The sequence below is a fragment of the Neobacillus oceani genome (genome assembly GCF_046237595.1).
In the GTDB taxonomy this organism is placed as follows: Bacteria; Bacillota; Bacilli; order Bacillales; family Cytobacillaceae; genus Bacillus_D; species Bacillus_D oceani.
Genome location: NZ_CP143543.1, coordinates 2,246,921 through 2,261,014, shown reverse-complemented (window position 1 = coordinate 2,261,014; position 14,094 = coordinate 2,246,921). Strand labels below are relative to the sequence as shown.

Below are 14,094 nucleotides of genomic sequence, written 5' to 3'. Positions count from 1 at the left end.
TTTATTCACCTAATTTATACCCTATTCCCCATATTGTCCGAATGTATTCCGGGTTGGACGGATCGACTTCTATTTTTTCCCGAAGCCTCCTAATATGTACGTTAATTACATTTTCATTTCCATAATAGTCATCTTCCCAAATTAAATGGTAAATTTGCTCCTTTGTAAACACCCTGTTCTGGTTTGTCATAAATAGCTTTAAAATATGAAATTCCTTTGATGTAAGCTGCACGGTCTCCCCCTTTACCAGTGCCAAAAAGGTTTTTAAATCAAGAGTAAGCTCATTATAATGGAGGATAGTTGAAGTAGATTCATTCTCTGAAGGAAGATATTGTGTAGCCCTTCGAATTGCAGCATGAACCCTGGCGGTTAGTTCAACCATAGAAAAAGGCTTGCTAATATAATCGTCCGCACCAAAACCAAGACCTAACGCTTTATCTATATCACTGCCTTTTGCTGAAATGATCAAGACAGGAACTAAACTTGTTGTTCTAATCTGCTTTAGAAAATCCATCCCACTTAGCTTTGGAAGCATTAGATCAAGTAAGATTAAATCCACCTCATTTTTCTTAAAAAGAGCCAATGCCTCCTCGCCATCAAATGCAGTAAGTATTGTAAAATTTTCCTGTTCCAAGTAACTTTTAACCAATTTACTAATATCTCTATCATCTTCTACAAGCAGAACTTTCCTTTGCACATCTTCACTTCCATTCTTTAAACTAATCTCACTAATAAGTATAGGAAAACTCCATTTGTCATCTCAATTAACTTCGATACCTAGTTAAAAACTCCTTCTTATGTATATAAATGGTCCTAACATGAAAATTAAGCACCTATTCTTATTTCAGGATTGGATTCAGACCGAACGAAAAAACCTTGTTCATTTGCTTCGGGATAAAGCAGTAGCTTTATAAACAGAAATGGACAAAGATATATTTATTTTTGTCATTAGTGGTACCGCACATTTAATAGTTGTTTCCAAACATAGGCCTTGGATTCCAATCGCGATGTGGGCTCTTCCGCCAAAAATGAAAGTAACATTTGGAACACCAGATAGAGATTTTATAAATAAAACAGCCAAAAAAGTAAATGGCTTCAGTATTGACTCGAATAAGCTCCATTTTACACTAGATAATTACAATTTCCTCATTAAGCTTACACCTGATTTGGAAAGGACTATAATTAATAGATTGAATTTACCAGTATTATAGTCTGTTAATTAAACTGTGAAAAAAATGTAGATAAGGAAGATAAAGAAGAGTTAAGTCAGCAAAAGAAGAGTTTTCCAAAGTAACGAAAAACCCAATTTCTTCAATACTAAGAAATTGGGTTTTTTCTTTTGGACTTTCCTTAACGATGTAAATCCGCGTTTTACAGGTGGTACCCCTTTAGGTGAAAATCTATTAAAAATATTTAACAAACGGTTGGGTTTGTATCTTCTCTTTTGAGTAGGTTTTTTTTTTTAGTGCTTGATTTAATTTTTTGTTACACACAATGAATTAATTGGGGTATTTTAGATAATCACCAAATCTCTAGTCTTACTTTCGTCATGCGGACCCTTAAACACCGCGCTTGTTCGACCAAACCAAGGCATGAAGTTGTGGCAAAGGGCGAACATTGTTCATTTCAGGATCTTCCAGCACCTTCCCCCACAGCCAGTCAAGGGAATGAAGTAACCGGCTTGAAATATCCCCTTCCTCTCCGGGATTGCTATTGCCTACTGATAGGAAAAATGGAATATGATCCCCCATGTAACGGTTATTCAACATCTTAGCAAATTCAAAGTCCGCATCATCAAATACAACAATTTTAAGTGAAAAGTTCGATTTGTGGTTCTTTAACTTGCGAATGATATCATCCAATAGTTCAAGATCCGGTTTCATACCGCTGCTAGGTGGTTTAGGAGAGATCGTTAAGTCGTTGACAAGGTAAAACCAGTCCTGCCACTTGCTTCCCTGAGTCTCCAATCCTACTTCAATATTAGATTGGTGAAGACGTTCAATGAACTGTTTCATTGCGTCTCCAATCAAAGCTGGGTTTCCACCTGTAATCGTCACATGGTCGAAGTGGTCGCCACCAAGTTCCTTGAGTTCTTGAAAGACATCCATTGGGGCCATCATTCGGATTCTTTCTTTTTCAGACCCGTCCCACGTAAAAGCGGAGTCGCACCAGGAGCATTTATAATCACACCCCGCAGTCCGGACGAACATACTCTTGCGGCCCATGACCATCCCTTCGCCCTGGATAGTCGGACCGAAGATTTCCATAACAGGTATCTTACTCATCCTCCATCCACTCCCTTCTCGCTTCCGCATAGCTGGTCGGAGTTTCATAGAGACGGACGAATTCAACGCGCGCGCCATCATATAAATTCGCGCGTTTTTTCAGCGATTCAGCCATTTTTTCATAAATCCACACGACAATGTTTTCCGCAGTTGTATTCATAGGCGGAAGTGTTTCATTCAAATATCGGTGATCCAAGAAAATTTCAATTTCATTTTTCCAAATTTCTTTAATATCACCGAAGTCAATCATCAAGCCGCGGTTGTCAACAAAACCGCTGATCCCAAAAACGACCTTATACGTATGGCCATGAAGGTTTTTGCATTTACCCTCATAATCATGTAAATGATGAGCCGAATCAAACGTGAATTCCTTGCTGACAAGGACCCGTTTCGAATGGTACTTCAATTGGTCACGCTTAATATCTACATCAATTTTTTGCAATTTATCTACAATCCTGAATCCGTACATCATTACATCCCATTCCGTTCTGCCAGATAGTCATCCAGGCCTTTTTTCCTTAGCTTGCAGGCAGGGCATTCGCCGCAGCCGTCCGCGATGATTCCGTTATAGCAGGTAAGCGTCTTTTCACGGACAAACTCGAACGCTCCCAGCTCATCGGCTAGTTTCCATGCTTCAGCCTTGTTCAGCCACATCAGCGGTGTATGAATAACAAAATCTTGATCCATCGATAGATTAAGAGTCACGTTAAGCGACTTCACAAAAATATCACGGCAGTCGGGATAACCGCTGAAATCCGTTTCACATACTCCGGTAACGATGTGCTTCGCCCCAATCTGGCTGGCCAGTACCCCGGCAAATGACATGAACAACAAATTCCTGCCCGGCACAAACGTATTGGGCAGCCCGCCGCCTTCCCCATCCTTAACTTCAATGTCGTCCCTCGTCAACGCATTCGGGGCAAGCTGATTCAGCAGGCTCATATCGAGGATATAGTGCTCAATGCCAAGTTCCTTTGCAATCGATTTAGCGCATTCTATTTCTGTAATATGCCGTTGATTGTAGTCAAACGTTACAGCGGCAACCTCGGCAAACTGCTCCATTGCCCAAAAAAGGCAAGTCGTACTATCCTGTCCCCCGCTAAACACAACGAGCGCTTTTTCACTCTTTAACATTTTCTTTCTCCTTCCAACAAAAAAACAGCACGGCTAAAGAAAGCAGTACTGTTTCCTTAGTTTTTTAAAGAGGGTAGCTAGAACCTCTACCGCCAAATGGCGGATTTTTTATATAGGTCATTTCATCATTATAAACGATTAAACGAAATTTTGCATGGCCTTCCAACTTAATTAACAAACTGTTTTGCATCTTCCCTTTTGATTAAGTCCTCCTTGTTAAGTGCTTGATTCAATTTTTCGGAACTTAGGAGCATGACCGCTGCAAAAATCACGATACAAATCGGGAAGATTCCAATTGTTGTTTGGGACGCCATGAAGCCGAGTAACGGCGGCATGAATGTGGTACCCGTGTACGCGAGTGCCATTTGACAGCCCATGATTGTCTGTGAATGCTTTTTCCCAAAATGGGCTGGCGTTTCATGCAACATACCAGGAAATATCGGAGCCAGGCCGAGGCCAACAGTAACAAAACCAATTAATGAAAAAATGGACGGCAACGGCAAAAATACAATAACAGTACCAATTAATGCTATTATTTGCCCCACTCAATGAGAGTACGGTTCGTAATTTTAAAAGTAATAAAGCCAGTAATAAATCTGCCAATAGTGATGCCCGCGTAATATAAGGAAACCCATGTAGCTGCCGTTGCCGCACTTAACCCTTTTACATTAACCAAAAAACTGCTTCCCCAAAGGCCCACTGTTGCTTCTACCCCGCAATAAAACAAGAACGAGGCAAGTGCCAGTTTTACCCCCTTAATTTTTAATGGGGGCACATCTACAGAATCTTTATGATTCTTTACACGTTTCTGATCTGTAGTCTCATCATTAAAAGGAATAGTGTCGGGTTTATTCACTCTGCTCCATAAAGGCAAAGCGAAGAGAAGGATAATAACTAACGCAAACTGAATGCCAGAAATAACAAAATATCCATTTCTCCAAGTATTACCCTCTAAAAATAAACTGAGCCATAATGATAGGGCCCAATGTAGGTCCGACTCCCCAAAAACAATGTAACCAACTCATATGATGCGCCTTATAATTTACAGCAACATAATCGTTTAATCCCGCATCAATAGCTCCTGCTCCCAATCCCAGTGGGATTGCAAAAACAACAAGCCAACCAATTGATGGAGCAAAATGAAATCCGAGCAAAGCTACAGCTGTCATTAAAACGCTGACAAATGTAACCTTGCCGGTCCCGAATCGTTTAAGTACCCTTCCGCTGACCAAACTGGAGATGATTGTCCCGCCCGCAACCGTCATAAAAAGGTAGCCAGCCGTCTCCAGCGGAGCTCCAAAGTCTGGCTGCATCACGGGCCACGCCGCCCCCAACAATGAATCCGGCAACCCCAGGCTGATAAAAGCCAAATATATGATTACTAAAAGCAATGTTGTCATGTTTAACCTCGCATTTATTGATTCCACAATGTTTATAATTAAAAGGAACCTTGTGGTTGATTACCGCTCCGGGCACACACTTTCCGCGGGTCGTCAGTGGAGCCTCCTCGGCGCAAGAGCCTGTGGACCCCCACCTTGCCGCTGCATCCCGCAGGAGTTGGTGCCCTCCGGTCCAATCAACTTACATTCCAAACTATTATTGTAAATATTTATTTCAACGTATATAAATTTAACTTGTAAAAAAAGAAAATAAAAACAATATTGTAATAAGTAACCCTTTGTTGGATCGTAATCAAGTTCTTCTAATGGAATATAATCAAAACGGACTTCTTGCCCTCTCCCTTGAGGACTGCATGTGTATACTCCTGCCAGGATTGATGAATTTTCTGGAATGTCTAAGTGGGCAATCCTAATTTAGTCCCAGTATTTTCCGCGCCTTTGAATAATTCACATAAGAATTTTGTCCGACTCCAGATAGTTGATAGCATAATTGTACTGTAGCGTCACAGTCTACATATAGTGTTGACTAATCATTACAATATTATAATAATACTATTTTATAATCATTATATGGTTGTCGCCCTTTTTATATTGCTTTACATCATATTTCATTCCTGCCTCCTCTAGAAATCGTCCCACCCTATGAAAAGTGAAAATATTGTACAAACCTTGAAAACCTTAATATGCCAGGATTCTTTTAATAAATAAGTTTCGGTTTGATAACAAGGATCAATACTTTAAATAAACCGTTATTTTAGAATTAATTCATTAAACCATTTCTCATATTCTTCATTATTGAGGTTAAATACTTTATACTTTTCTTCCCTTGTAAAATATCCGACAAATATTTCTCTAATATTATTGTCAATTTCTTTTAAAAGCTCTTTCATTTGCTCAGGAGTTTCTCTCACTATTTGTCCGTGAACGGCTTTTGACCTTATTTTATATAGGTCCTTTACTAATTTAAAATAGCTTATTCGCTCATTTAAATTTTTCCCCATAAAACGGGCAAACCTTTCCGATACTTTATGGGTTACCTCAGAACTATCCGATGTAAATAAGCACTCTAAAATTGAACAGAAATTCATTATTTTAAGCGGTAAGACCGATTCACTTCGAGCTAACATCAAGAAATAAAATGCTCTTCCAACTCTGCCGTTTTCTTTAGTTAAAGGATTTCTTAAAGGCAATCTTCCAGCCGATAATTCTTTTTCGTCCCAATTTTCTGATTGTATAATGTTGTTGTATTTAATTGCAAGTTCCAACTCATCCATAGTAAACACTGATTCTTCATACTCACCATAACAATTAGTCGGTGATGAGGTTCCAGAATTGCTATGCACTCCTCTAAGGTGTGGACTGTTATTAGAATATATATATAAAAAACCCAATTCTAAATTAACACTATTATCTTTAACTAACCATAAAGCGTTTAAAAAAATCTGAACTTTTCTGATTAAGTAATTTAGATATGCAGTGGGATAGTATGGTTTTTCAAAAACCTTCTTTAGGTCGTTATATTCCCCTACCTCATACACATAAGTACTATTCGCGAATGCATTGGCTTCAAGAAATCCAATGGATTTTATAAAGAAATCATCTTCAAAAAATCTTTTATAATTCATTGTTCCATTGGAAATACGAGCTTTATCATCTATTATTTTACCTCGGGACAAAGAAGTGGAAATTTTTATATCAAATAATTTAGCAATAAAATGATAATTCAATTGTTTTCTCTTCCTTTCAACGCGTTAGTTGATGTAAAAAATAATCGTAAAATAAGGAAATTAAATTAAGCTGTTTTAAAATTCAATCCATAAGATTAAAGCACTTGAATACTATTTTTTATTTAAAGTTAAAATTTCACCTAAAATTAGATACGTATTTAAAAATAATGACTTAGCTTCATATACATCTACTCTTTTATGTACTCCCGTAGAAACACGGTCATATAAATTGGATAAATTTTGCTTAATCTTTTTCTTTCTTGATTTACTTTCACAATTATTATTAATAAAAGCATTAATCCTATTTTGAGTTTTGTCGGCTTTTAAAGAAATATGATTTCCATCGATTTCAAGAGTTTCATCCTGTGCTGGGAAGACACTATCTGCAAATGAATCAATAATTCTTCTACACGTATTTAGAGCTTGGCTAACCGATTCTGAATCTCCATCTGATAATCGGTCCATAACAAATGGTATTTGTTGAATTACTTCACCGCAATATTCAGTAATTAATTCATCCACATCACTTTTATATGTCTCAAAGATACTTTCGGATAAAGAATCAAACATCTTATCATAGTACACACTCGTAACAAAATTGTGTAACTGAGCCAAAACTCTACTTTTTATTGATTCATATTTAGAGATATTGTTGGTCGTAATATTTATTGCTTGAATAACATTGTTAATAGCTATAATTTCATAATTACCACTTGCATTTGCTATACTCATTGTCTGCAATTTTAATTTATTTGATTCTAATGCGGCTTCTAGTTGTGCTAAAGAATCCCAATATCCAGTTTCTTCTACTCGATTTATCCATCTGCCTGTTTTAGCCATGTACTTTTTTCCTATTGGTGTATTTATATATCCCCCTAATTCCAGAGATAGCCATTTTTGAACTTCTTCTGGACCGGAAAGTCTTGCTAATCTACTAGCTTTTAAAATTAGTTGTTCCCCACTAAGACGGCTAAGTTCAATATCATCTAATAATTCCTGTGATAGCTCTAAAATATGACTACATCTACTTTGTTTCAATCAATAGTCCTCCTTTTTTATTTCTAATCAATTGGAATTATACCCCAATTATTTACTGTTCCAAAAGGTCTTTATTTCGAGGATAAAATGAATACTTTTTTTCCCCATACAATGACGGTACCGACTAAAGGTAATAATATTAATTTTCAGTTATCGACCCGTATCTAGATACCTTAAATGAGTTGAATAGTTAATCGGTACTTGTGTCCAGAAACGGCTAAAGCTAATTCCAACAAAAGGGGAAGCACGTTTCTATCCTGAAATGCGCTTCCCCTTTTATGTATATTTTAGCCGTTACGAAAATTCCTTTTCCCACAAAACGAAATAACTCACCCATCAGTAATTGATTAACTACCACAAAAGATCCAAAAGTTTATGGTCTGTTTTGTCTAGTTATTTCCAAAAATATCGGTTATTTAAAATTTCTATTCGGTTGGTTTTTTACATTCTTTTATTTATAATGGATTCGGCTTTTGTTTTTCATTAATCTTCCATTCCGTTATTTATCCATTCGTTAAAATCCTTTATGATTACGTCACCGTGATAGTACTCATCATACGTACTATCATTAACATACGTCCACCAATCCTTTGATTTTGCATTTTTTTTAATTCCAACCTCTATGTAATTGTCATAAAAGGTGGAAGACATAACAATAGGGTCTTTACCATTCTTATTACCGATATCAGATAACTTAGATGCCTTTGCAACAGCTTCGCCAATCCAAACTAAATTATTAATTCCGGAAGACTTTCTACCAGCTTTAACGGCTAAAGTAATTTTTGTTGCTAATCCAATTCCTACTTTAATAGTGGGTAGGTTTCGTTTCTTCAATAGTTTATTTAGCATTTTTATATAAGTATTTATATAAAAGGCTCTTCTAGCAATTTCATAAATGTCCTGTTGATACGGTGTTGAGTAAACCGCAAATACACAGTCTCCTCTAATACCAATTTCTTTAAGATCGTTTCCATCTGTATTGTTCCTTAGGATTTCTATAATTTCCGAGGTAAACCCACGAATAACTTTTGAAATTTCCACATCATCTGAATTAGTAAAAAGTGTGGTGGAGTCTCTTAAATCAACAAATATAGCACCAGCCCAAGCCTTATATCCGTTCGTATAAGTGAATTCTTCATCTCTTGGAAAAGAATTTACTTCATTTACTTTATCTGTATTATCCAGTATTTCTTCTACTTTTACCTTACGTTCTTTGTAATTGTAATTAACAGATTTCAATGTTAAAATCCTCCCGCCTTTACCAAAATAATGCCTATTATATAAAAAATAAGGACTCCGGATATACCTAAAAATGCGTACTTGATTCCCTTGCTATAATATGTATACTTCCTAGTACAAATATTGGCGTTTATGAAAATTTGAGATAGAATATCTGTCAATTCATCGCTTTGACTAAGACTTAGCATTTTATCCTTGTATTCAGAAAAAGTGTTTTTAGATATGTCTTCGAAATAGTAAAGTGAGTCCTTATGAGTTGTCCTATCATAGAGCTGTGCATCTTTACCCAATCTAGGTATTAACACTCTAATTAAGCAATACGCTCCATATAGAAAGATACACCAGAAAAGTGTAAAGAGCAGGAGATACAAAAAATTAGAAAAACTAATATTATGGACTGATTTAGTTAAAATATCATTTAACATATTAATAGAATGCTCGGAAGTAAACACAGAAAGGAAAATTCCTATTACAGCTAACACAATTGAAGATTTTGTATCACAGTTTTTTATCCAATCTAAGTGACGGTCTAATTGTGAAACTAAGTTTTCCTTATTAAGAGTTTTATCTTCAATCATACTACACCCCACCACTAATTTACTATTTATAGTATAACAGGAAAATAATATTAAAAGGAACAAATGAACGGGCACTTTAACAAAATGAGGAAGAAATCTACAGAACTAAAATAAAAAATATCTTTTTAAGGGAACATCAAACGTAAATTCAGTGATAGTACTGGCGACCACTCTTTGATAAATCTATAAAAAAACACTTATTTACTTTTTCTGTAATCTGGGTTCAGTATTTTTAAATTTCCATTACTTTCTCCTTCTTTTTGACAATTGCTCAAGTGAATGAAAAAGGATCCACTTTTAAAAAGGGGCTTCGGGGTTTTTTGTAGTTGTAAAAGTGTAATTGTATTTCTAGTGGTCTACTTAGCGGGTGCTTAATTAGTCAACCCTCTCACTTTCCATCTTGTTTATATTACTTAAATAATCTAGACAATTTCTTCACTTTTCATAACATACTCGCAATAGTTCACCAATCTGACACGTTTTCATGCGAACCACCATGTCCTTTTCCCCTCCTCCTCCCTATATAAAAGGTGAAAGGATGGTGCATCCATTATGACCCTCAGAACAGGGAAAATTGAAACGTTCGCACACTACTCAAATTTTAGCAACCTAAAAGAATTCAACAGCCACTTCGAGCAATGGCTTCTGCTTCATAAGGAGGATTTTACAAAAAGCGAATTGATCGGTCTGAAGCGCCTCGTCCGTTTCTGCGCGAAAGTACCAGGCGTGTCAAATGCAAAAATCGCAACCGTGTTAAAAGCAATCAACGAGGACCTGGGCGAGAACGGAATTTCCCGCACGACTTTTAAGCGGATGACACAAAAAGCGATGAAAATCGGCATCCTGTCCATTCACGAAACCGAACGAAAAAACGGCTCGCAAACTAGCAATCTGTACTTCTTCAACCGTTTTCCAACAATTGAACCACCCAAACCCGAAATTCTGAACCACCCAAACCCGAAATTCTGAACCACCCAGAAACCACCAATCTTTCAAAACAAAAAATTAAAGAGAAAAAAGAACGTCCAGCCGAACAAAAGCAGCTGGACGGATCATATGTAAATGACAAAATCCCACAAGAATTCACAGAACTTGTTAACTGTTTCTTTCCAAACGCGAAAACAATCGAGGAATACTGGCGGATGGCCAACATTGCCGCCTACTCCAACTACCGCGATAACGAACGGGACATCCTGGAAACCGCCATCCACGCATTCAAGCAAATGATCGGCAAATTGAAATCAAAGAATGGCATCCGTAACCCAATCGCCTACTTCTATGGCATCCTCAGCAAAAAATTCATAGGAATGCACTTTTCTGAAATGGAGGAAGAGATAGTGAAGTATGCCAGGTGTTATTATTAGTATCAGAGCATTTACAGACAGAGGAAATGAAAAAGAAGCACGTCATGTGTATTCCAGGTTGGCTCTTTAGCATCACTGTACAACTTAGAGAGCTAATCCTATTATTCTGCCGACACTGTATCACTTACCACCTAGTATGATACTAATTTGCCTTACAAAACACTTTTTATGTGATTATTTTAATCAACTGGATAGATTGTTTTATGGTCTGCAATAATAGTAATCTCAGACTTTTCCTTATTAAACTTAACGTTCGCGCCTGATGTATAATACCAGGTCTTCTGGTTTTTCCCTACATCAAAGAGGTTCAATTCGTCTTTAAATTTGATGATTTCTTTAGAATCCTCTTCAGTAATTTTGAAAGAAATGACCCACTTATCTTCTACTGAATCAATCTCATATTCATCTGTCTGATAAAAAAGTCTGCTTCCAATCGAATGGCGAATCAATAACATATTAAACACCACCCAAATCTATCAATAAAAAGAAGGCTTCTTTTGTTGATTTTAAAGTAAGTTTGTTTTGTTCCGTTATGCGCGCACTGTCTCTTTTTCCAACAACAACATCGTTATCTAAAATTAGCTCCCCTTCAATCACAAAGACATACATCTTTCTTCCATGTTCTTGTTGATAGAAGATCTCTTCTCCCTCATCCAACTTGGATAAGTATAATGTAACATCACTATGAATTTTCGCTGCGCCTTTGGTTGGGACCGAAGAAACGATTGGCAACAATTTATTCTTCATTGAATCTACGTTATAAGAAATATCCTCATAAGAAGGAGGTAATTGCTTTTCAGATGGTTTAAACCATAGCTGTAAAAAGCTTGCTTCCTCTTCATAGGATGGATTCATTTCAGAATGGAGCAAACCAGTTCCAGCCGTCATACGCTGCACATTTCCAAATTTTAAAATTCCACTGTTCCCCAGGCTATCTTCATGCTTTAACTGGCCATGCAATACAATCGATACAATTTCCGCTTCCCTGTGTGGATGGATGCCAAATCCTTTACCGGCTTGTACTGTGTCATCATTAAAAACTCGAAGCGGACCAAATTGGATATTTTCCTCATCATAGTACCCACCAAATGAAAAACTAAGATTACTCTCCAGCCAATCATTTTTTACAGAGTAACGAGATGCCGCTGAAAACATTTGAATCATGTATCTCACTCCCGGATGTCTCAAATTAAAGATAAATATAGATGAAAAACCCCAAACTGTCAATTTGAACAGCCTATTCCAAATTCCGTATGAGCGAAAAAAAGCACATTAATCCAGCCACTTTGCTGAAATAAAATCAAAAATCCGCCTTGCCAAATAATGTGCTACTTTACAAGAATGATTCCTTTGCGTTTTGGAGGGTAAGTCTAAATAGAGATTAACAATTATTTAAGTATACCTATCTATTTAATAATGATCACCCGTTCCCTTTTTTGATTGCGAGGCAATTCTTTTGCCAATATATTTTTAATTCAATACAATTATAATGAATTCAAGATATTTGTATTGAATTCAATATTTTTAAAAAAGGATGGATGAATCGTATGACGAAAGTTGGCATCATTGTTGGCAGTCTTCGGAAGAATTCTTTTTCAAAGCAAATTGCGGATAACGTAGCATCTTTATTCCCTGAAGGATATGTTACGGAATTTGTTGAAATCGGCAACCTGCCATTATTTAACCAGGATTTTGAAGGAGACCTGGGAACTCCTGCAGAATATACTGCATTCCGTAATACAGTCAAAGAATTGGACGCGGTATTATTTGTTACTCCTGAATATAACCGTTCTATCCCAGCTGCATTAAAGAATGCTCTAGATGTAGCATCCCGCCCTTATGGCGAAAGCGTTTGGAATGGAAAACCTGCGGCAATCATCAGCCAATCTCCAGGTGCTCTTGCCGGATTCGGTGCCAACCATCACCTACGCCAAGTACTAGCATTTTTAAATATGCCAGTTGTTCAACAACCAGAAGCATATATCGGTTCTGTTCATGAATTGCTAGATGAAAATGGCAAGGTAAATCAAGGAACTGCACAATTCCTACAAGGCTTCGTTAATGAATTCGTTGAATTAATCAAGAAATATCAATAATGTATAAAAAGTTGGAGTATTGTGTAGGACTTCCCTGCCAAAGCTCCATCTTTTTTTATCAATTATATTTCCCTTTCATTTTCTTCTTTCAAAGAAAATTTTGGATATTTCTCTTTCCTTAAATCATTTTTTACAAGTATATCCATTAATTGGCAGAAGAGGTTATCCAAGTAATCCCAAATAAATATTAAATAATTTTAATATTTCTTCTTCTAATTCGTTATAAATTTTCATGTCTTCATCATATTCAAATCTTAACTCTTTAAATATTGTGAAGAGATCAATTATATCAAATAAATTCACTGTTCCTTTTTCTAGTAGTTTGAATGTTTTATCCTTAAACTCCTCCCCAATTTCGCCACATTGATAATCATTGATTATTTCACTTAATAAGTTTTTAAATACTTTCTTTAAGAGTTTATTATTTTCCTCTTTTAATTGTATTTTAAATCGTTCTTCAATTGTTTGTTTCCCAAAATCGGAGAAGCAGTTCATCTAAACATCTCCTTAACAATAGCATTATTAGAAGCAGAACATCGTTTTTAAGTAACCCCACATTCTGTTTCTAATTTAGATCACTTGCCTATCTTCAAAAATCCTTTATTAATTATCAAACATTTTCAGTTTAGATTTAAATTTTGCATTTGCAGTAATAAAGCCCTCAACAATTTCATCAGCTTATGGTTGATTACTTGATTTAGTTGTTCGAGCAAAAGTTCTTATATTAGTGATATTCCTAAAGGGAGGGTCACATATCCCACTTTTTTCGATTAACTTAATTTTTGGACTAAGTATTCAACAGACTCTTATACGAACCTGAATGCCAATGAATTTGGGATCCTAGGGTAATTGAAAAGATGATAGATGCAAGTTTCTAACTTTCACCTAACTTATCTTCTGCTTGTTTTCTAAGTGCCCCATCAGAACCAACATGCGATCTTGCTCGCCCGGAAACTTTTTTTCATACCCCTATATATAAGATTTATTAATTCCGTCATAAATAGAAGAATCTTAGAGCAAACAGGAGTATTCATGTTCATATTAACTTTGTATTGTTAGGTCAATAATAATTTACTTTTTAACATTATTTTTTTTCGATCTAAACTCTCAGAATTCCTCTTAACAACTTTTACAAATATATTTTTTACGCCTGACCGAACTGAATTATCAAGAATATCACCAATAGCTGCAGGTGGTGCATATCCTATCCTACTTAAACCAAAATAGTTCTAT

Annotated in this window: 14 protein-coding genes, 1 pseudogene and 1 riboswitch; of the genes and pseudogenes, 3 read left to right on the top strand and 12 right to left on the bottom strand. The window is 36.2% G+C overall.

Annotated elements, in window-relative coordinates; translation table 11 throughout:
• Nucleotide 1: 1 nt before the first annotated feature.
• The 9 genes and pseudogenes from V1499_RS11235 to V1499_RS11195 form a co-directional block, all read right to left on the bottom strand.
• On the bottom strand, nucleotides 2-697 hold the full coding sequence (locus V1499_RS11235) for a response regulator transcription factor (RefSeq protein ID WP_409276159.1): 696 nt from the start codon (nucleotides 695-697) through the stop codon (nucleotides 2-4).
• Between the two features lie 862 nt (nucleotides 698-1,559).
• Nucleotides 1,560-2,285, bottom strand: coding sequence for a 7-carboxy-7-deazaguanine synthase QueE (queE, locus tag V1499_RS11230; RefSeq protein ID WP_409276158.1), 726 nt, complete (start codon nucleotides 2,283-2,285; stop codon nucleotides 1,560-1,562).
• Nucleotides 2,278-2,754, bottom strand: a complete 477-nt coding sequence (gene queD / locus V1499_RS11225) for a 6-carboxytetrahydropterin synthase QueD (RefSeq protein ID WP_409276157.1) — start codon at nucleotides 2,752-2,754, stop codon at nucleotides 2,278-2,280. Before queD ends, queE begins: the two co-directional genes overlap by 8 nt.
• A gap of 2 nt (nucleotides 2,755-2,756) precedes the next feature.
• Nucleotides 2,757-3,419: a 7-cyano-7-deazaguanine synthase QueC gene (gene queC / locus V1499_RS11220; RefSeq protein WP_409276156.1), complete on the bottom strand. Its 663-nt coding sequence runs from the start codon at nucleotides 3,417-3,419 to the stop codon at nucleotides 2,757-2,759.
• Between the two features lie 50 nt (nucleotides 3,420-3,469).
• A riboswitch (PreQ1 riboswitch) is annotated at nucleotides 3,470-3,512 on the bottom strand.
• Nucleotides 3,513-3,586: 74 nt separating this feature from the next.
• Nucleotides 3,587-4,819: pseudogene (locus V1499_RS11215) on the bottom strand (MFS transporter).
• A 749-nt stretch (nucleotides 4,820-5,568) separates the two neighbouring features.
• Nucleotides 5,569-6,546: a hypothetical protein gene (locus V1499_RS11210; RefSeq protein WP_409276155.1), complete on the bottom strand. Its 978-nt coding sequence runs from the start codon at nucleotides 6,544-6,546 to the stop codon at nucleotides 5,569-5,571.
• Between the two features lie 111 nt (nucleotides 6,547-6,657).
• Nucleotides 6,658-7,584: a hypothetical protein gene (locus V1499_RS11205; RefSeq protein WP_409276154.1), complete on the bottom strand. Its 927-nt coding sequence runs from the start codon at nucleotides 7,582-7,584 to the stop codon at nucleotides 6,658-6,660.
• A gap of 483 nt (nucleotides 7,585-8,067) precedes the next feature.
• Nucleotides 8,068-8,823 (bottom strand): adenylate cyclase, encoded by a 756-nt coding sequence (locus V1499_RS11200; protein ID WP_409276153.1) that lies wholly within the window; start codon nucleotides 8,821-8,823, stop codon nucleotides 8,068-8,070.
• A gap of 2 nt (nucleotides 8,824-8,825) precedes the next feature.
• Nucleotides 8,826-9,401, bottom strand: a complete 576-nt coding sequence (locus V1499_RS11195) for a Pycsar system effector family protein (protein WP_409276152.1) — start codon at nucleotides 9,399-9,401, stop codon at nucleotides 8,826-8,828.
• 552 nt (nucleotides 9,402-9,953) lie between these two features.
• On the opposite strand from V1499_RS11195, the gene V1499_RS11190 reads away from it, so the two are divergent.
• Nucleotides 9,954-10,370, top strand: coding sequence for a hypothetical protein (locus tag V1499_RS11190; RefSeq protein ID WP_409276151.1), 417 nt, complete (start codon nucleotides 9,954-9,956; stop codon nucleotides 10,368-10,370).
• A gap of 173 nt (nucleotides 10,371-10,543) precedes the next feature.
• Nucleotides 10,544-10,765: a hypothetical protein gene (locus V1499_RS11185; RefSeq protein ID WP_409276150.1), complete on the top strand. Its 222-nt coding sequence runs from the start codon at nucleotides 10,544-10,546 to the stop codon at nucleotides 10,763-10,765.
• A 179-nt stretch (nucleotides 10,766-10,944) separates the two neighbouring features.
• Here the strand turns inward: V1499_RS11185 and V1499_RS11180 are convergent, their stop codons facing one another.
• Together V1499_RS11180 and V1499_RS11175 are read right to left on the bottom strand one after the other, a co-directional pair.
• On the bottom strand, nucleotides 10,945-11,220 hold the full coding sequence (locus V1499_RS11180) for a hypothetical protein (protein ID WP_409276149.1): 276 nt from the start codon (nucleotides 11,218-11,220) through the stop codon (nucleotides 10,945-10,947).
• Between the two features lies 1 nt (nucleotide 11,221).
• On the bottom strand, nucleotides 11,222-11,929 hold the full coding sequence (locus V1499_RS11175) for a pirin family protein (RefSeq protein WP_409276148.1): 708 nt from the start codon (nucleotides 11,927-11,929) through the stop codon (nucleotides 11,222-11,224).
• Between the two features lie 383 nt (nucleotides 11,930-12,312).
• Between V1499_RS11175 and V1499_RS11170 the strand changes: the two genes are divergently transcribed.
• Nucleotides 12,313-12,861: an NADPH-dependent FMN reductase gene (locus V1499_RS11170; RefSeq protein ID WP_409276147.1), complete on the top strand. Its 549-nt coding sequence runs from the start codon at nucleotides 12,313-12,315 to the stop codon at nucleotides 12,859-12,861.
• A gap of 162 nt (nucleotides 12,862-13,023) precedes the next feature.
• Here the strand turns inward: V1499_RS11170 and V1499_RS11165 are convergent, their stop codons facing one another.
• Complete coding sequence (locus V1499_RS11165) at nucleotides 13,024-13,356, bottom strand: hypothetical protein (RefSeq protein WP_409276146.1); 333 nt, start codon at nucleotides 13,354-13,356, stop codon at nucleotides 13,024-13,026.
• Nucleotides 13,357-14,094 lie beyond the last annotated feature (738 nt).

Coding starts and splice junctions, on each gene's coding strand:
- queE (WP_409276158.1), bottom strand. CDS start 2,285: ATGAGTAAGATACCTGTTATGGAAATCTTCGGTCCGACTATCCAGGGC.
- queD (WP_409276157.1), bottom strand. CDS start 2,754: ATGTACGGATTCAGGATTGTAGATAAATTGCAAAAAATTGATGTAGAT.
- queC (WP_409276156.1), bottom strand. CDS start 3,419: ATGTTAAAGAGTGAAAAAGCGCTCGTTGTGTTTAGCGGGGGACAGGAT.
- V1499_RS11195 (WP_409276152.1), bottom strand. CDS start 9,401: ATGATTGAAGATAAAACTCTTAATAAGGAAAACTTAGTTTCACAATTA.
- V1499_RS11190 (WP_409276151.1), top strand. CDS start 9,954: ATGACCCTCAGAACAGGGAAAATTGAAACGTTCGCACACTACTCAAAT.
- V1499_RS11185 (WP_409276150.1), top strand. CDS start 10,544: ATGGCCAACATTGCCGCCTACTCCAACTACCGCGATAACGAACGGGAC.
- V1499_RS11180 (WP_409276149.1), bottom strand. CDS start 11,220: ATGTTATTGATTCGCCATTCGATTGGAAGCAGACTTTTTTATCAGACA.
- V1499_RS11175 (WP_409276148.1), bottom strand. CDS start 11,929: ATGATTCAAATGTTTTCAGCGGCATCTCGTTACTCTGTAAAAAATGAT.
- V1499_RS11170 (WP_409276147.1), top strand. CDS start 12,313: ATGACGAAAGTTGGCATCATTGTTGGCAGTCTTCGGAAGAATTCTTTT.
- V1499_RS11165 (WP_409276146.1), bottom strand. CDS start 13,356: ATGAACTGCTTCTCCGATTTTGGGAAACAAACAATTGAAGAACGATTT.